This is a genomic window from Nocardioides sp. Soil_C_8 (genome assembly GCF_057656315.1).
Map to the genome: position 1 here is coordinate 1663708 of NZ_JBDGKQ010000001.1, position 18021 is coordinate 1681728.

Below are 18021 nucleotides of genomic sequence, written 5' to 3' on the forward strand. Positions count from 1 at the left end.
CCTCCCTCGCGCGTCACACTGCTGGGCCCACTCTAAGGAGTCTCACCCGCGTCGCAGGCGCGCCGCGACGGTGTCGACCAGGCTGGTGACCTCCTGCACCCGCAGCAGGCGGGATCCGACGAGGACGACGAGCAGCCCGGCCGCCGCGCTCAGGCCACCGCGCAGCAGCGACGGGAACGGCCCCGGGTACTCGCCGAGCCCGGCGAGCGCGAGCTCCACCCCCCAGGCGGCAGCGGCGGTGCCCACCAGCACGATCGCCATCCGGGCCAGGAACCGGAACAGCTGCCGGGTCTCCAGCCCCCCGACCGTGCGCAGCAGGAGGACGTAGCTCACGACGGCGCCGACGGCGTACGACGCCAGGTACGCGACGACGAGCATGGGTGCCGTCTGCTCCGGTGGCCGGGAGGGCACCAGCAGGGTGGCGACGACGACGTTGGTGGTCGACACGGCGACCTGGATGAAGAAGACGAGTCGCGTCATCTCCATCGCGTAGAAGCCACGGAGCATGAAGTAGTGGACGGTGAAGACGACCAGCGCGGGTCCGAAGACCGCCAGCGTCGGGGCGAAGGCGGCCGCCTCCTCGGGGTTGTCCCAGCCGAAGGCGAAGCCGGCGACGTCGCCCGCAGTGATCGGCAGCAGGACCGCGAACGGCAGGACCAGCGCGAGCGCCGTACGCAGGGTCGACCCGACGGTGGCGCCCAGCTCCGGCAGCCGGTCCTCGTGGGCGTACAGCGAGAGCCGCGGCAGGATCGCGGTGGCCAGGGAGACGGTGACGATGGCGTGCGGCACCATCATGATCAGCAGGCTGTTGGCGTAGACGAGGTAGCCCGTGCCGTTGCCGCCGTCGACGGTGCCGCCCGAGGCGAGCTTGACCACGACGAGGTACGCCGCCTGCGTGACGACCACGAACAGCACCGTCCACACGCCCAGGGACAGCGTCTTGCGCAGCTCGGGGTCGCGGAAGTCGAAGCGGGGCCGGTAGGTGAAGCCCGAGGCGCGCAGGTAGGGCAGGAGGACGAGGAACTGGACCACGATCCCCAGCGTCGAGCCGAGGCCGAGCAGGACCTCCTGGCCCTGGGTGAGCGCCTCGGAGCGGGCCGCGCCGTCGCCGGTGGGCCCGAAGAAGACCAGGTAGGCGACCAGCATCAGGATCGACAGCAGGTTGTTGGCGATCGGCGCCCACATCATCGGTCCGAAGCGCCCGCGGGCGTTGAGCACCTGCCCGACGAGGACGTACATGCCGTAGAAGAAGACCTGCGGCAGGCACCACCGGGTCAGGTTGACGATCGACTCCAGCTGGGTGACCCGGTCGGGGTCGAGGTAGCGATCGTCGAGGTAGAGGCGCAGCAGCAACGGTGCGGCGATGACGAGGACGATCGTCACGACGCCCAGGAACAGTGCCGAGAGGGTGATCACCCGGCTGGCGTAGGCGTCGCCCCCGTCGGGGTCCTCCTTGATGCGTCGCACCAGCTGCGGCACGAGCACCGCGTTGAAGATGCCGCCGGCCAGCAGGATGTAGACCATGTTGGGCAGCGTGTTGGCGATCGCGAAGAGGTCGCCGCGCAGTCCGGAGCCGAGGGCGACGACCAGCAGCGCGGCGCGCACGTATCCCGACGCGCGGGACAGCACGGTGCCCGCCGCCATCACCGCGGACGAGGCCAGGACCTTCTGGTCGGTCACGAGCGCTCCACCACCGGGTCGCCTGACGACGGCTCGTCCGCCTGCTCCGGAGCCGGCTCGGTCCCGGGGCCCGGGTCGGGCTCGGGGTCCGGCTCGCGGTCGGCGGCGGCGAGCTCGGCTCGACGGGCCCGGATCTGGCCGGGCAGGCGGTAGCCGATCATCCCGAAGAGCACGAGCGCACCGATGGCCATCACGATCCAGATCAGCGCGCTCACCCGGGCGGCCCGGATGGGCAGCGAGTCCGACGACCCGAGCGGCACGCCGTCGAGGCTGGTGACCGCGAGGCGGACGTTGTGCACGCCCGCCCGGCTGGTGGTGGCCTCGAAGCGCACGACGCTGCGCGCGCCGGGGCCGAGCCGTCGGGTGCCGCCCCCGCTGAGCGTCAGCTCGCCGTCGGTGCGCACCTGCACCTTCACCTCGACGGGCTGGTCGAGGCCGTTGACCAGGGTCACGCCCAGGGGGCCGGAGTCGCTGGACAGGGTGACCGCGGGAGGTGCCTCGATCTCGACCTTGGCGAGGTCGTCCCGCATCGCGTCCTCGACCCGCTCGGCCGCGGCGACGGCCAGCCGCGGCCGCTCGCGGTGCTGCTCCGACAGGGTCACCAGCAGCTCGTCACGCACCTGGGCCTCGATGGTCGTCACCGGGATGACCACCTGCTCCAGGAGCGTGGCGGCCTCGCCGGCGCGGTTGACGGCGGAGAAGGCCTCGGGGCCGAGCTCGTCGTCGACGTCGTCCTCGGTGTAGGTCAGGTTCGCGGCGGGGACTCCCTTGGGGGTGCGGGACGCGACGTCCCCGAAGGGGACCAGGTCGAGCCAGGACTGCTCGAGGTCGGTGAAGAACGACGCGGCGTCCTCGCCGCGCCACACCGTCGGCAGGGTGACGACCAGCGGCGCGGTGTCGTCGGCCTCGAGGCGGAGCGCCGCCTCGCTGAGCAGCCGCTGCCGCAGGGCGAGCGGGTCGTTCGACGCGGTCGGGCCGGGGCCTCCCGACTCGGCGCCGGTGCTCGTGACCACGACCTCGTGACCGAGCAGCTTGACGACCGACGTCGGGCTGGACGGCGGGATGGCGAAGGCGGCGGTGTCCCCCAGCAGGATCGTCGTCCCCTGCGGCACGGCGGAGACCGCCTCGGGGCTCAGCACGTCACTCTCCGGGGCGACGGCCGGCTGGGAGGGGAGCGCGAGGGCGGCCATCACCTCGGCGCTGCGCGCGACCGCCTGGTCGAACCGGGTGCGGTCGTTGCGGATCGCTGCGGAGACGTCGAGGTCGCCGTAGGGCAGCGCCAGGACCGGCGTCACTCCCACGAGGAGCCTGAAGCGCTCCAGCCACGCCGCCGCGGAGGCGGCCAGCTCGGCCTCCTCCTCCGTCGGCTCCTCGGTGGGCACCGGCTGGGTCGGGGTGAGCGTCTCCTCCGGCGTCGGCGTCTCCTCACCCTCCTCGCCCTCGTCGGACGGCTCGGCCGGCGCGGGTTCCTGGCCGGGCACGGTGGGGTCCGGCGCGAGGGTGCGCGGCGGGTTGCCCTGCGCCAGGCGCGCGAGCGCGTGGAGCACAGCGGGGTCGACCAGCCAGCTGTACGGCGCCGAGCCGGCCGAGTCGGCCATGTCGAGCACGCCGTCGAGGCTGCCCCCGTCGGCGAGCCGCTTGGCCCAGCGCTCGGTCCCGCCCACCGACCCGTCCTGGTCGAACCACACGCGGCTGCGGATCGGGAGGATCACCGAGGCCTCGCGCGCCTGGGCGCCCCCGGACGCCACCCGGGGGATGAAGGTGCGCGCCCGTCCGTCGGCGACGAGGTCGCGCGGGACAGAGCTGTCGCCGAGCGCGTGGATGCCGATCCAGTAGACGCCCGGCTCACCCGAGGTGGCCAGCAGCTCGACGGGCACGGAGTCGGAGAAGGTGGCGGACGCACCCGGCTCCAGCTCGTCGATCGTGTCGAAGGTGCCCGGCACGGTCACCCGCTCGCCGACGAAGATGGTGGGGTCGACCGTGGCGGCCTGGGAGAGCGTGAGCGGGTCGCGGATGGGCGTCTCGGAGGAGAAGGCGTGCAGGTTGACCCGCGTGAAGGTCTCGTCGCTCACGTTGGTGACGGTCCCGCCGATCTCCACGTCGCCGTCCTCCGGCAGGACGGGGCTGATCGTGTCGATGTGGACGAGGAGCGGGTCGGCGTCCTTCGCGGGGGGCGCGGGCGGTGCGGCCGCAGCGGGTGCCGCGAGCCCCGCGCAGGCGACGCCTGCCGTCAGGAGCCCCGCCAGGGCAGCACGGAACGACGACGGGCGGGGCACGCACCGATGCTAGTTGTTCAGCCCCACCTCACCGGCACGTAGACTGGCTCGTCGTGTCCGACGCCGCACTGCAACCTCTCACGATCGTCGAGATCCAGCGCCGGGTCGGCGAGGAGCTGGACCGCATCGGGTCGGTCATCGACGAGCTCGGGACCCTGTTCACCGACGCCGGCGAGGAGCTGGCGCTCGTCGGCGGCCCGGTCCGCGACGCGATGATCGGCCGGCTGCAGAACGACCTCGACTTCACGACCTCTGCCCACCCCGACGTCACCGAGCGTCTCGTCTCCGGCTGGGCCGACGCCGTGTGGGACATGGGGCGCGACTTCGGCACGATCGGCTGCCGCAAGGGGCCGTGGCAGGTGGAGATCACCACCTACCGCTCCGAGAGCTACGACCCCTCCTCCCGCAAGCCCGAGGTCAACTTCGGCGACTCCCTCGAGGGCGACCTCGGCCGCCGCGACTTCAGCGTGAACTCGATGGCGGTGCGGGTGCCGGGCCGTGAGTTCGTCGACCCGTTCGGCGGGATCGTCGACCTCGCCGAGCGGGTGCTGCGCACCCCCGGCGCCCCCGAGGACTCCTTCTCCGACGACCCGCTGCGGATGATGCGCGCCGCGCGCTTCTCGGCCCAGCTGGGGTTCACCGTCGCCCCTGAGGTCGTCGAGGCGATGACCGCGATGGCGGGGCGCATCGAGATCATCTCGGCCGAGCGGGTCCGCGACGAGCTGGTGAAGCTGGTGTGCGCGCCGTACCCCCGGCTCGGGCTCACGCTGCTCGTCGAGACCGGCCTGGCGTCGTACGTCCTGCCCGAGCTCCCCGCCCTCGCCCTCGAGCGCGACGAGCACCACCGCCACAAGGACGTCTACGAGCACACCCTCACCGTCCTCGAGCAGTCGATCGACCTCGAGCACCGCCTCGGCGGTGGACCCGACTTCGTCTCCCGCTTCGCGGCGCTGATGCACGACGTCGGCAAGCCGCGGACGCGGCGCTTCGAGACCGGCGGGGTCGTGACGTTCCACCACCACGACGTCGTCGGCGCCAAGCTGACCCGCAAGCGGATGAAGGCGCTGCGCTTCTCCAACCACGACATCGAGGCCGTGTCGCGCCTCGTCGAGCTGCACCTGCGCTTCCACGGCTACGGGTCGGGGGAGTGGACCGACAGCGCCGTACGCCGCTACGTCCGCGACGCCGGCGACCAGCTCGAGCGGCTGCACATCCTCACCCGTGCCGACTGCACCACCCGCAACCAGCGCAAGGCCGACCGCCTCCGCCGGACCTACGACTCGCTCGAGGAGCGGATCGCCCGGCTCTCGGAGGAGGAGGAGCTGGCCGCGATCCGGCCCGACCTCGACGGCAACCAGATCATGCAGGTGCTCGGCATCGGCCCCGGCCGCGAGGTCGGCCAGGCGTACGCCTTCCTCCTCGAGCTCCGGATGGACGAGGGTCCGCAGACCCCCGAGCAGGCCGAGGCCGTCCTCCGCGCCTGGTGGGCCGCCCGCTCCTGAGGCTGACTCCCGCCGCCCGCCGGCGGCCGCCCGTCACCCGCCCGTGAAGAACTGCGGCCGGGGGACACCGGGTGGGCCGGCGAACGGTCGCGCGGCCGCAGTTCTTCGGACTCCGGACCCACTGGGGGACCTCATACCTTCCACAGCCGGTCACGGGCAGCCGATGTCCACAGGTCGCGCACGCGCGGGGTGCCAGTGCGAGCCGGTCGCGGCACCTTCGCAGACATGGAGATGCGCGGCGAGGAGTCCGACCACGACCAGGACGTGGTGGTCGGGCGACGCCGCGGTCGATCCTGGGTACGCGTCACGCGGGGGCTGCACCGTCGCGCCGACGTCACGGATCCGCAGCTCGCCGATCTGCGGGCCTGGCAGCTGCTGCTCCCGGCAGAGGCGGTGTTCTCGGCGTTGACCGCGGCCTCCGTCCGGGGATGGGACCTCCCACCCCTGCCGGAGGACCTGCCGGCGTGCGCGGCGATGCCCTACGGCGTGACCGCACCCGTGCGGCCCGGACGGCTCCGGGTGACCCGCCACCGCTCGCCCCCGCCACACGACGTACGTCGCGGGGTCCGGGTGGCGACCGCGGCCGAGACCCTGCTGACCTGCGCGCCGCTGCTCAGCCTGCTCGACCTCGTGGTGCTGGTGGACAGCGCGCTGCGGGCCCGCGACATCGAGCTGCTCGAGCTCCACCTCATCTGCCGCCAGCACCGCCGGGGAGTCGGGCGGCTGCGACGGGCCGTGGCCCTCGCCGACGCGCAGGCCGACTCGGTGATGGAGACGCTGCTGCGGGTCCTCTACGTCGTGTGCGACCTGGACGTGGAGACCCAGCACATCGTGCGCGACAACGACGGCACGTTCGCGGCTCGTGGCGACGTGTGGCTGCGCGGCACGCGCACGCTGGCGGACTACGACGGCGCGGTGCATGCCGACCGGCGCCACCAGCGGGTCGACCGTCGGCGTGACCGCCGGATCGTCGACGCGGACTGGGTCAGGCGGGCCTACACCGACGACGACCTGCTCCGCCGACCGGTCACGATCCTGCGTGAGGCGGATGCGGCGGTCGGACGCCCGCACGACCCGCAGCGGATCCGGGCGTGGACGACGCTGTTCCGCGAGTCGTGCTGGACCGCGGCTGGGCGGTCCGACCTGAGCCGACGTCAGGCCGGGCGGCCTCGGGCTGCGTGACGGCCACCTGATCCGGTGCGGGCGGGCCGGGTCGAGCGCCGGTTGCCGGCTCCGTCGCAAAGAACTGCGGCCGTACGACGACTCGCGGCCCTTCGCACTGTCCCGCCGCCGCAGTTCTTCGAGCCGGGCGGGAGGAGGTCAGCCCTTCGTGCCCGTGGTGGCGACGCCCTGGATGATCTGCTTCTGGCCGAGGAAGAAGACGATGATCATCGGCACGGTGGTGATGACGCTGGCGGTCACGATCAGCTCCCAGTGCCACTCGCCGCCGAAGCCGAACTGGTCGAGCATCGACTTCAGGCCGCGGGGGACGGTGAAGTCCTCGCGGTCGCGCAGGTAGATCAGGCCGCGCATCAGGTCGGTCCACGCGGCCTGGAACTCGAACAGCGCGACCACCACCAGGGCGGGCCGTGTCAGCGGGAGCGCGACGTGCCAGAAGACCTTCCAGTGCCCGGCGCCGTCCATCTCGGCGGCGTCGAACAGCTCGGTCGGGAGGCCGAGGAAGAACTGGCGGAGCAGGAAGATGTAGAAGGCCGTGCCGAACAGGTTGCCGGCCCACAGCGGCGTCAGCGTCCCGACCATGCCGAGCGAGTTCCAGATCAGGTAGGTCGGGATCATCGTCGCCGCGCCGGGGATCATCATCGAGGCCAGCACCAGGCCGAAGAGCAGGTTGCGCCCCCGGAACTGGTAGCGCGCGAACCCCCACGCCACCAGCGCGCTCGAGGCGGTGACGGTGATCGTCGCCATCACGGTGACGAACGCCGTGTTGAGCAGCCACGCGCCCATGGGTGCGGCGTTCCAGACCTCGATGTAGTTGTCGAAGGTCAGGGTCTCGGGGATGAGCCGGTTGTCGAAGACGTCGCTGCGCGGCTTGAGCGAGGCGCTCACCAGCCACACGAACGGGTAGACGAACGCGATCGTGACGGCGACGAGCAGCGCACCCACGACGATGCGGGTGGCCAGGCCGCGGGGGCGGGGCGCGTCAGGGCGGAGTGGCGCCGGCTCGAGACCCCCGGTGGCGGGGCCGGTGGCGGTGGGGTCCGGCCGGTCGGAAGGTGCGGCCGTGCGGTCGAGGGTGCTCATCTCCGGGTCACCTCGCTCCGCCGGTGTAGTGGACGTAGCGCCGGCTGAGCCAGACCTGCACCGCGGTGACCACCATGACGATGACGAAGAGCAGCATCGCGAGCGCGGACGCGTAGCCCATGTGCAGGAACTCGAACGCCTGCTGGAAGAGGTAGATCGCGTAGAACAGGGCCGCGTCGTTGCTGTACGTCGTGTTGCCGGCGCCGAAGAAGGCCGTGTACGCCTCGGTGAAGGACTGCAGCGACGCAATGGTGTCGACGACGACGATGAAGTAGATCGCCGGACTGATGATCGGCAGCGTCACGTGCCACAGCCGCTGCCACCAGCCCGCGCCGTCGACGCGGGCGGCGTCGAGCAGCTCCTCGGGCACCTGCTGCAGCGCCGCGAGCAGGATGATCACCGAGGCGCCCACGGTCCACAGCGACATGACCACCAGGCCCGGCTTCACCCAGGCCGGGTCGGTGGTCCAGTTGGGTCCGTTGATGCCGAACCAGCCGAGGAACTCGTTGACCAGGCCATTCTGCCCGTTGAGGAGCAGCAGCAGGAGCACGCCGATGGCGACGGGCGGCGTCATCTTGGGCAGGAAGAACGCGGTGCGGAAGAAGCCGGCTGCGCGCCCGGCGCGCTGCAGCAGCAGCGCGAGGCCGAGCGAGAACACCAGCTGGGTCGGCACCGACATCGCCGTGAAGACGAACGTGTTGCGCAGCGCCAGCGTGACCTTCTCGTCCGCCACCAGCTCGCGGTAGTTGTCCAGGCCCACGAAGGACGGGTCGTTGATGACGTCGTAGTCGGTCAGCGAGAGGTAGCCGGTGTAGAGGACCGGGTAGGCCATGAAGACGGCGAACCCGATGAGCCACGGGCTGATGAACAGCAGCGCGACACGGCCCTGGTGGCGCCCCCGCGCCCGCGGCCGCCGGGGGCGGGCCGCAGGGCTGCCGACCGGGGTGCCGGCGGGCGCGGCGACGGTCACTTCTCGTCCCAGGTAGCCCATGCCTCGTCGAGCGCGTCCTGGGCTGCCTGCTGGGCGTCGGCCAGGGCGTCGGCAGGCTCCTTGTCGCCGGTCAGCACCTTGTTGACCTCGTCCTGCCAGGCCTGCTCGAACTCGTCACCGGCCGGGTTGGCCGGCATGGCGAAGGTGTGGTCGTTGGACTCGTACATCGCCGCGACCGCCTGCGACCAGGCCGAGTCGCCGTCGGTGGGCGCCATCTCGCGGATCTGCTCGTCCGCGTCCTCGTTGGCGGTGAGGATCCCGGTGAACAGGCCGCCGTCCTCCTCCCGCATCGACGCGCGCTCCTCGGCCGCGGCCATCCAGGAGTCGGTCTCGGTCATCACCCGTGCCATGCGGCACGCGGCCTCGGGGTCGGGGCTGCCCTTGGGGATGGCCCACGCCGAGCCGGACGCCCAGGCGATGGGCTCGCCCTGGCGGTCGCGCACGGTGTCGAAGGCCATCGGCGCGTCGGGCGAGACGTCGTTGAGCACGTTGACGTACCACTGCTCCATCGGCATCGCGCCGAGCGTCCCGCTGGCGAACTGGTTGCCGTCGCCGAAGAAGTCGGCCGAGTCGCGCAGGGCCTTGACCTCGCCGAACCCGCCCTGGGCGTCGTACACGGAGACGGCGAACTCCAACGCCTCGACGACCGCGGGGTCGTCGAGCTGGGCGGTGCGACCGTCCTCGGAGATCAGGTCGGCGCCGTTGGCCTTGGCCCACAGCGGCAGGAACTCCGGGAGCTTGCTGTCGTAGCCGATGGTGGCGAGGTTGCCGCCCTGCATCTTCATCAGGTCCTTGTTGGCGGCGAGGATCGCGTCCCAGTCGGACCCGTTGACGTCCTCGACCGTGTGCCCGGACTGCTCGAGCAGGTCGGCATTGGCCTGGGTGAGCTGGACGACGTTGAACTCGGGGATGCCGTAGACCTCGTCGTCGAAGGTCACCTCGTCGAGGGCCGACTCGCGGAAGACGGAGGTGTCGATTCCCTCGCCCTCGATGCAGTCGGTGAGGGGTACGACGGCACCGCGCGAGGCGAACGTGCCGATCTGGCTCCGCTCGGCGTAGACCAGCGACGGCGGCTCGCCGGAGGCGACCGAGGACAGGAACTGCTGGATGTCGAGGTCGCCCTCGACCAGCTTGACCTGGGCGTCGCCCAGCGCCTCCTTGGCCCGGTCGAGGCGGACGGTGGCGATCTCGTCGCCGGCGCCGAACCCCATCACCTGCACGGTGCCCGAGAGGTCCGCGTCGGAGTCGAAGGAGGCGTCGGACGTCTCCTCGGAGTCGCCGGTCCCCTGGGCACAGGCGGCGAGCAGGCAGGCCGCAGCCAGCAGTCCCGTCGTACGCGCGAGTCGCATCGTGGTCCCTCCTCCCGGCCGGACTGTTCCGGCCCCCTCAAGCCGTACCCCGGAGAAGCGCTTCTACTCATCACCCCGTCGGGTGAAGGGACACACGCAGCGGCCCCGCAGTCCGGATGGACTGCGGGGCCGCTGCTTCGTGCTGGGTCTTGCCGGCGTCGTCGGACGCCCGGGCTCACTCGCCCTTGATGAACTTCTCGAGCTCGGCGCGACCGACCTCGTCGGCCATCTGCACCGGCGGGGACTTCATCAGGTAGGCCGAGGCCGGCAGGATCGGGCCGCCGATGCCGCGGTCCTTGGCGATCTTGGCCGCGCGGACGGCGTCGATGATGATGCCGGCCGAGTTGGGGGAGTCCCAGACCTCGAGCTTGTACTCCAGGTTGAGCGGGGCGTCGCCGAACGCACGGCCCTCGAGGCGGACGTAGGCCCACTTGCGGTCGTCGAGCCACGCCACGTAGTCGGACGGACCGATGTGGACGTTGCGGTCGCTGACCTTGTCGGCGAGCTCGCCCTTGAGGTTGGACGTCACGGCCTGGGTCTTCGAGACCTTCTTGGACTCCAGGCGCTCACGCTCGAGCATGTTCTTGAAGTCCATGTTGCCGCCGACGTTGAGCTGGTAGGTGCGGTCCAGCGCGACGCCGCGGTCCTCGAACAGCTTGGCCATCACGCGGTGGGTGATGGTGGCGCCGACCTGGCTCTTGATGTCGTCGCCGACGATCGGGACCCCGGCGTCCTCGAACTTCTTGGCCCACTCGGGGTCGGAGGCGATGAAGACCGGGAGGGCGTTCACGAAGGCCACGCCCGCGTCGATCGCGCACTGGGCGTAGAACTTGTCGGCCTCCTCCGAGCCCACCGGGAGGTAGGACACTAGGACGTCGACCTCGGCGTCCTTGAGCGCCTGGACGACGTCGACCGGCTCGGCGGCCGACTCCTCGATGGTCTGGCGGTAGTACTTGCCGAGGCCGTCGAGCGTCGGGCCGCGCTTGACCTCGACGCCCAGGGTGGGGACGTCGCTGATCTTGATGGTGTTGTTCTCGGAGGCGTCGATGGCCTCGGACAGGTCCTTGCCGACCTTCTTGTCGTCGACGTCGAAGGCGACCACGAACTCCACGTCCTTGACGTGGTAGTCACCGAAGACGACGTGCATGAGCCCCGGGACGGTGCCTGCGGGGTCCGCGTCCTTGTAGTACTCGACGCCCTGGATGAGGGAGGTGGCGCAGTTGCCCACTCCCACGATCCCTACTCGTACCGAACCCATGGGGCTCTCCTTCTCTGTGCTGGGTCTTCTGGCTGCTGGACGGTGGTGCTGGTCAGATCGGGTGCTCGGTGCCGGTGCGGTCGACCGGCTGGTCGGCGGCGCCGGCGCGCTCGTCGCCGCGCTCGGCCCGGATGAGGTCGGAGAGCCAGCGGACCTCGCGCTCCACGGACTCGACGCCGTGGCGCTGGAGCTCCCCGGCGTAGCGGTCGACCTCGGCCTGGGTGCGGGCCAGCTCGGCCTGGACCCGGGCGAGGCGCTCCTGGAGCCGCGAGCGGCGCCCCTCCAGGACGCGCAGGCGGATCTCCATGTCGGTGGAGGAGAAGAACGCGAACCGGATGTCGAAGTTGTCGTCCTCCCACGCGGTCGGGCCCACCTCCGACATCAGCCGCTGGAACTGCTCGTTGCCCGCCGGCGTGACCTCGTAGACGATGCGCGGCCGGCGGCTCGTCGGCGTGGTGGTCGCGCTGACCTCGGTGATGAGGTTGGCGCGCAGCATCTTCTTCAGGGCGGGGTAGAGCGAGCCGTAGGACAGCACGCGACCCCAGCCGAGCATCAGGTTGAGCCGTTTGCGCAGCTCGTAGCCGTGCATGGGTCCCTCGTGCAGCAGTCCGAGGACTGCGAGCTCGATGGTGTCACCACGGCGTGCCATGTGACCTATCGTACTGATATATCCGCCAGCGACGAATCGGGGTTGTCGTACCCCTGCCCGTACCCTGTTGCCCTGTGAGTGCTAAGAAGCGGCGGGCCGACGGCAAGGCCCAGACCCGGAAGCCGAAGAAGCGGCGCACCGGCAAGCAGCGGGCGGCCGGAGTCGCCAAGATCCTGCTGGTCATCGGCATCGTCGGTGCCATCGTCCTCGGCGGGACTGTCGTCGTCCTCTACCAGGCGATCAGCATCCCGGAGCCCAACGAGGACTTCGAGGCGCAGACCACCTTCGTCTACTACCGCGACGGCGAGCAGCAGCTCGGCACCTACTACGAGGACCAGAACCGCGTCTCGATCCCGCTGTCCGAGATGCCCGAGACCATGCAGGACGCGGTGGTCGCGGCGGAGAACCAGACGTTCTGGACCGACAAGGGCATCGACCCCAAGGGCATCCTGCGTGCCCTCTTCTCCAACGCTCGCGGCAACGCCCGCCAGGGTGCGTCCACGATCACGCAGCAGTACGTCAAGATCCTCTACCTGACCAGCGAGCAGAGCTACAAGCGCAAGATCAAGGAAGCGGTCGTCTCGCTCAAGATCCAGCAGGAGCTGAGCAAGGAAGAGGTGCTCGAGGGCTACCTCAACACCATCTACTTCGGCCGTGGGGCCTACGGCGTCGAGGCCGCCTCCGAGGCCTACTTCGACCACCCGGCCAAGGACCTCAACCTGCGCGAGTCCGCGGTGCTCGCCACCGTGCTCAACAACCCGTCGAAGTACGACCCGGCCAACGGCAAGGAGGCCAAGGCCGACCTCAAGGGTCGCTACGCCTACGTGCTCGACAGCATGGCCGACATGGAGACCATCACGCCCGAGCAGCGTGACAAGGCGCTCAAGAAGCTCCCGAAGTTCCCCAAGATCGCGGCGCAGAGCCAGTTCGGCGGTCAGAAGGGCCACATGCTCGCGCTCGTCAAGCAGGAGATCCTCTCCCGGGGCATCGCCACCGAGGACGAGGTCGACGGCGGTGGCCTGCGCATCACCACCACGTTCGACCCGCAGGTGATGAGCGACGTCGAGGAGGCCGTCACCGAGCAGCGGCCCGACGCCGGCATGCCCGGGCCGGCCGGCAACGAGGACCTGCACGTCGGCGCAGCCACCGTCGACACCTCGACGGGCGAGCTGCTCGGCTTCTACGGCGGCCAGGACTACCTCGACTCCCAGATCAACTGGGCGGTCTCGGGCGGCATGGCCGGCTCGACGATGAAGGCGGCGACCGATGTCGCTGCCATCCGCGACGGCTTCTCCCTCAACGACACGTTCGAGGGCAACAGCCCCATCGACATCGCGGGCACCGAGTTCGGCAACCAGGGCGACACCGACTACGGCTCGGCCGTGTCGATGCTGTCCGCCACCGAGAACTCGGTCAACACCGCCTTCGTCGACATGGTCGACTCGATGGACGACGGGCCGCAGAAGGTCATCCAGGCCGCCGAGGACCTCGGCATCCCGGGCAACGAGACGCAGCGGTGGGGCATCCCGCGCCGCTCGATCGACTTCCAGGAGAACGTCGGCGTCACGCTCGGCACGGCGCAGGTGAGCCCGATCAACATGGCCAACGCCTACGCCACGCTCGCCAACAACGGCGTCCGCAACGAGGTCCACGTCCTGCAGAAGGTGGTCGACCGGAGCGGCAAGGTCCTCTACGAGGCCAAGAAGCGCAGCAAGGAGACCGTCGACCCCGACATCGCGGCCGACGTCACCTACGCCCTGCAGCAGGTCGTGCAGTCCGGGTCGGGCACCGAGGCGCTCGCACTTGGCCGCCCCGCGGCGGGCAAGACCGGGACGGCGACCAACGACGACGACGAGGTCTCGTCCTCGTGGTTCGTCGGCATGACACCGCAGGTCTCCACCGCGGTGATGTACGTCCGCGGCAAGGGGCGCGAGGGTCTCGACGTCCCGCGCCCCGACGGTGCCGACCTGTGGTTGCCCACCAGCTCCGACGGCAAGTCCGGCTACTTCGGCGGCAACTACCCCGCCAAGACCTGGACCTCGATCATGCAGCGGGTGATGGAGGGCAAGGAGGTCGAGGACTTCCCCGAGCCCGTCTACGTCGACGGCGACGCGCCGGAGGAGGGCCACGACTACACGCCGCCTCCGCCGCCCCCGTCCCCCACCTCGCAGGCGCCGCAGCCCACCAAGACGCCGACCGAGACGGCCGGACCGCCGACCGAGACGCCCACGGAGACGCCGACGGAGACGCCGGTCCCGACCGAGACGCCGGTCCCGACCGAGACGCCGGTGCCGACCGAGACCCCGGTCCCGACGACCCCGCCCCCGCCGCCGGCGCCGACCGAGCCGCCGACGACCCCGCCGCCCACCCAGCGCTTCCAGCCGCGCCAGCCGCTCGCCGACGTACGTCCCTGAGCAGCTCCGTGGACCGCCCCGCTCGCCCCGCGCCCGAGGTCGTCCCCGGTCACCGCGACGCGCCCACCCGCACCGACCCGGTCGCCGCGGCGATGTCGGAGGTCGTCGGTGGCCCGCTGGGCGACCACGCGGGCGGGCACCCGTGGTGGGGCCCCGCGCGGGTGCTCACTGGCGCGACGGCCCTGACGCTGGCCGCCGGCATGGTGGGCAAGACGGCCTGCGTGCCGAGCGGCTGGGCCAAGCAGCACCAGCCCTTCACGGAGCTGTGCTGGACCGACCTCGCCGGCACCTCGGTCGACGCCGGGTCGCCGCCGCGGGTCGCCACCTGGGTGCACCGCGCTGCCGAGTGGTCGCCCGGCGCCGGCACGGTGGCGACGACGGCCGCACTGGCCGTCGTCCTCGCCGCCCTCGCACTGCTGGTCACTGCGCTGCTGGTGCGTGTCGACGCACGCCGGCCGTGGGCGGCCGCCGGGTGGGCGCTGTCGCCGGTGCTCCTCGTCCACTGGTTGTCGTGGGAGCTGGTGGCGGCCGTGGGGGTCGCCGTCCTGCTGTGGGGGTGGACCTCGGGCCGATCCTGGCTCGCCGGTGTCGGAGCCGGTGTCGGTGCCGCGTTCGCCCTGCCGGTGGCGGTCGCCTTCGTGGGCGTCGTCGCCGTGGGCGGTCGTCTGCGTGACCGCGTCGACGCCCTGCTGGCCGCTGCCGCGGCCTACGTCGTCGTCACCCTGCCCGGCCGCGCGAGCGCCGAGACGCCCGACATCGGGTCGATCTGGTTCCTCCTCGGCCGCACCGGCCCCGGCACGTCCACCACCACGCGCACCGCCGTCCAGGTGCTCGTCCTGGCGCTGGCCGCCGGCGCGGCGTGGTGGCTGGTCCGTCGAGCCGGCCGGGCCACCCCGCTCACCACCGCCCGCGCGGGCCTCGTGCTGCTCGCCGCCGCGCTCGTCGTCGCACCCTCGGCGCCCCCCGAGACCGCGCTGCTGGTGCTCCCGCTCGCCGCGATCGCCGTACGCCGCTGGCGCGACCTGCTGGTGTGGCAGGCGCTGCACCTGCTCAGCTGGGTGCTCACGGGCTGGTACGTCGGCGAGGCCCTGGTGCCGACCGTGGCGGACGACTCGCGCGCCTACTGGCTGGCGGTCCTGCTGCGGGTGGCCGGGCTGGTCTGGCTGGTCGCCGCGGTGCTGCGCGACGCCGACGACTCAGGCGATGACGACCCGGTCGAAGTCGGTCGCGGTGAAACGGACCCGGACCTCGATGTCCTCGCCGACGCACGGGACCCGCGCCCCTGACGGGACGAAGAGCATCGATGCCTGCATGTGGGGCGGCTCGGCGAAGAGCCGCTGCTTGCCGTCGATGGAGAACGGCGAGCGCACGAAGCCGACGGCGTCGAGGCCGCCTCGGGCCAGGGTCGCGGCACGCGCCTTGAGGGACTGGTCGCCGGTCGGCGCCTCCAGGCCGATGCCGTGGGCGGTGCCGCCGCTGACCACGACGATGTGGCCGTGCTTGGGGGCGCTGCGGCCGCGGTAGCCGAAGGTGTCGCCCCGCTCGACCTCGTGCACGTCGAGGACCGTCGCGGTCACCGCCAGGGCGCCGCGGTCGCCGAGCCAGAGGTCGGTGCCGATGCGGGGTCGGACCGTGAAGTCCGGGTAGGTGGTGGCCAGCCGCGCCAGCTCGGCCTCGGTCAGGTGGGAGACGAAGACGGTGCGCGTCGGCAGGCCGGAGGCCACGATGTCGTTGATCAGCCGGCTCACCTCGCCGAGGTGCGAGGTGGTGTTGAGCGGGAGGTGCATCGCGACGCCGCGCAGGCCGCTGCGCCCGGGACCGAGCATCGCGGCCGCAGCGGCGAGGTCGCGACGGGACATCCCGTGCCGGAGCATCGAGGTCAGCTGCTCCAGCACGAACCGGGCGTCGGGGTCGTGCTCCCGGAGCGCAGCCAGGTCGTCCGGGCGGCTGACCGTGTGCACCACCCGCGAGGAGACCCGGGGGTCGAGCTCGAGTGCCGCCCCGAACGGTCGCCACGGGGTGAGCACGAGGAGGTCGCCCGAGTAGCGGCTGGCGGCGTCCTCCACCTCGTCGTACGTCCCGACGGCGATCGTGTCGACCGGTGCGCCCGTGTCGTCGGCGTGGTCGGCGAGCCACTGCGCGCGCCGCGCGAGGCGGGCGACGGACAGTCCGTAGCCGTTGCCCTTGGCCACCGGCACGATCCCCGGGTGCGTGCGGACCGTCCGCAGCAGGTGCGAGCGCCAGCGCTCGCCGTCGACGGTCAGGGTGAGGCTCATGTCCGGATCACCCGCGCCGGGACAGGTAGAGCTGGAAGGCCTTGTAGATGGCGCGGTTGACCGGCAGGTCCCACTCGCCGGCGTACTCGACCGCGCGGCCGCCGGTGCCGACCTTGAACTGGATCAGCCCGACGTGGGGGTCGTCGGCGTCGAGCGTCTCGGTGATGCCGCGCAGGTCGTAGACGTGGGCCCCGGCGTCGAGGGCGTGGCGCATCATCGCCCACTGCACCGCGTTGGAGCCGCGGACCTCGCGCTTCTCGGTGGAGGACGCGCCGTAGGAGTACCAGGCGTGCGTGCCGACGCGGATCCCGATCGTCGCCGCGACGAGGTCGCCGTCGTGGCGGGCGAGCCACACCTGGATGCGGCCGGGGTCCTCCGCGGCGAGGGCGTCGTGCATCGTCTCGAAGTAGGACAGCGGGCGCGGGGTGAAGCCGTCGCGCTCGGCGGTGTGGACGTAGAGGTCGTGGAAGGCCTTGAGGTCGGTCCGCTCGCCGAGCGTCACCTCGACGCCGGCCTTGTCGGCCTTCTTGATGTTGCGGCGCCAGAGCTGGTTCATCCCGGCGAGGACGTCGGCCTCCGAGCGCGGCTGCCCGTCGTCGTCGACCAGCGGGACCTGGAAGTTGAACTGCGGCTGGCCGGCGGTGAAGCCGCCCTCGGCCGACTGCAGCTGCCACCCGAGCTCGTGCAGCTGCGCGATCACGCGGGCGCCGTCCTGGGTCCGCTCCAGCGGGGGTACGTCACCCAGCCGCCGCACCGACGCGTCGGCGATGCCGGCCTTGACCTGCTCGGCCGACCAGCGGCGGGTGACCACGGGCGGGCCCATCCGCACCGCGAAGGCGCCCTGCTTCTTGAGGTGGGCGACCATCGGAGCCAGCCACGCGTCGAGGTCGTCGCCGGACCAGTCGATGACCGGACCCTCGGGGAGGTAGGCGAGGTAGCGCCGGATCTTGGGCAGCTGGCGGTAGAGCACCAGGGCTGCGCCGACGAGGTCGTCGCCCCGGAACCAGCCGATCGACTCGGCACGCCACTCCGCCTTCACGCTCGCCCAGGCGGGGGTCTGGAGGAAGCTGGCGGACGACCGGGACGCGACCAGGTCGCGGTGCTGCTGGGCGGAGATGGGTCGCAGCGTCAGGGGGGTCGTCACCCCGGCAAGGCTAAGGCATGTTGCCCAGACCCCGTGACCTGCTGCGCGCCGTCCGGCACGCCCGCTGGCTTCGTTGTCGTCAGTCGCCATGACTCCGTCATGTCTCCCTCCTCCGCCTTGCCATCGCACGCGCCAGATGGCGCTCGCGACGGCCCCGGGACAGGGCGACATGCCAAGGGACCAGACACGACCCCCGTACGTGTCTGGTCCCTCCACCGGT

13 protein-coding genes and 1 pseudogene are annotated in these 18021 nt (G+C 71.6%); 5 read left to right on the top strand and 9 right to left on the bottom strand.

Going from position 1 to position 18021, the window contains the following annotated elements; translation table 11 throughout:
- Positions 1–42: 42 nt before the first annotated feature.
- Both murJ and AC3A3L_RS08180 read right to left on the bottom strand, forming a co-directional pair.
- Entirely contained in the window at positions 43–1680 is a 1638-nt protein-coding gene (murJ, locus tag AC3A3L_RS08175; protein ID WP_487639498.1) for a murein biosynthesis integral membrane protein MurJ, read from the bottom strand.
- Complete coding sequence (locus tag AC3A3L_RS08180) at positions 1677–3956, bottom strand: DUF6049 family protein (RefSeq protein WP_487639499.1); 2280 nt, start codon at positions 3954–3956, stop codon at positions 1677–1679. The genes murJ and AC3A3L_RS08180 overlap by 4 nt, the downstream gene beginning before the upstream one ends.
- 92 nt (positions 3957–4048) lie before the next feature.
- Here AC3A3L_RS08180 and AC3A3L_RS08185 point away from each other — a divergent pair, with 92 nt between their 5' ends.
- The gene (locus AC3A3L_RS08185) at positions 4049–5458 is read left to right on the top strand and encodes a CCA tRNA nucleotidyltransferase (RefSeq protein WP_487639840.1); all 1410 of its coding nucleotides are present in this window, start codon (positions 4049–4051) and stop codon (positions 5456–5458) included.
- Positions 5459–5683: 225 nt separating this feature from the next.
- Positions 5684–6640 (top strand): hypothetical protein, encoded by a 957-nt coding sequence (locus tag AC3A3L_RS08190; protein WP_487639500.1) that lies wholly within the window; start codon positions 5684–5686, stop codon positions 6638–6640.
- 138 nt (positions 6641–6778) lie between these two features.
- On the opposite strand, the gene AC3A3L_RS08195 is transcribed toward AC3A3L_RS08190, so the two are convergent.
- The 5 genes from AC3A3L_RS08195 to AC3A3L_RS08215 all read right to left on the bottom strand — a co-directional run bounded on the left by AC3A3L_RS08195 (position 6779) and on the right by AC3A3L_RS08215 (position 11967).
- The gene (locus tag AC3A3L_RS08195; protein WP_487639501.1) at positions 6779–7720 is read right to left on the bottom strand and encodes a carbohydrate ABC transporter permease; all 942 of its coding nucleotides are present in this window, start codon (positions 7718–7720) and stop codon (positions 6779–6781) included.
- Between the two features lie 7 nt (positions 7721–7727).
- The gene (locus AC3A3L_RS08200) at positions 7728–8711 is read right to left on the bottom strand and encodes a carbohydrate ABC transporter permease (protein WP_487639502.1); all 984 of its coding nucleotides are present in this window, start codon (positions 8709–8711) and stop codon (positions 7728–7730) included.
- Positions 8687–10060 (bottom strand): type 2 periplasmic-binding domain-containing protein, encoded by a 1374-nt coding sequence (locus tag AC3A3L_RS08205; protein ID WP_487639503.1) that lies wholly within the window; start codon positions 10058–10060, stop codon positions 8687–8689. Before AC3A3L_RS08205 ends, AC3A3L_RS08200 begins: the two co-directional genes overlap by 25 nt.
- A gap of 175 nt (positions 10061–10235) precedes the next feature.
- Positions 10236–11318 (bottom strand): inositol-3-phosphate synthase, encoded by a 1083-nt coding sequence (locus AC3A3L_RS08210; protein ID WP_487639504.1) that lies wholly within the window; start codon positions 11316–11318, stop codon positions 10236–10238.
- Positions 11319–11370: 52 nt separating this feature from the next.
- The gene (locus tag AC3A3L_RS08215; RefSeq protein ID WP_487639505.1) at positions 11371–11967 is read right to left on the bottom strand and encodes a helix-turn-helix transcriptional regulator; all 597 of its coding nucleotides are present in this window, start codon (positions 11965–11967) and stop codon (positions 11371–11373) included.
- A 323-nt stretch (positions 11968–12290) separates the two neighbouring features.
- Here AC3A3L_RS08215 and AC3A3L_RS08220 point away from each other — a divergent pair.
- The 3 genes and pseudogenes from AC3A3L_RS08220 to AC3A3L_RS08230 form a co-directional block, all read left to right on the top strand.
- A pseudogene (locus AC3A3L_RS08220) lies at positions 12291–12794 on the top strand (transglycosylase domain-containing protein); the annotation flags it as partial.
- 18 nt (positions 12795–12812) lie between these two features.
- A complete protein-coding gene (locus AC3A3L_RS08225) occupies positions 12813–14381 on the top strand; it encodes a transglycosylase domain-containing protein (RefSeq protein WP_487639841.1) in 1569 nt (522 codons plus the stop codon).
- Positions 14382–14389: 8 nt separating this feature from the next.
- Positions 14390–15667: a hypothetical protein gene (locus AC3A3L_RS08230; RefSeq protein WP_487639506.1), complete on the top strand. Its 1278-nt coding sequence runs from the start codon at positions 14390–14392 to the stop codon at positions 15665–15667.
- Here AC3A3L_RS08230 and AC3A3L_RS08235 read toward each other — a convergent pair.
- A complete protein-coding gene (locus tag AC3A3L_RS08235) occupies positions 15578–16657 on the bottom strand; it encodes an alanine racemase (protein ID WP_487639507.1) in 1080 nt (359 codons plus the stop codon). The genes AC3A3L_RS08230 and AC3A3L_RS08235 overlap by 90 nt on opposite strands.
- A gap of 7 nt (positions 16658–16664) precedes the next feature.
- On the bottom strand, positions 16665–17801 hold the full coding sequence (locus AC3A3L_RS08240) for a lipid II:glycine glycyltransferase FemX (RefSeq protein WP_487639508.1): 1137 nt from the start codon (positions 17799–17801) through the stop codon (positions 16665–16667).
- Between the last annotated feature and the right edge of the window lie 220 nt (positions 17802–18021).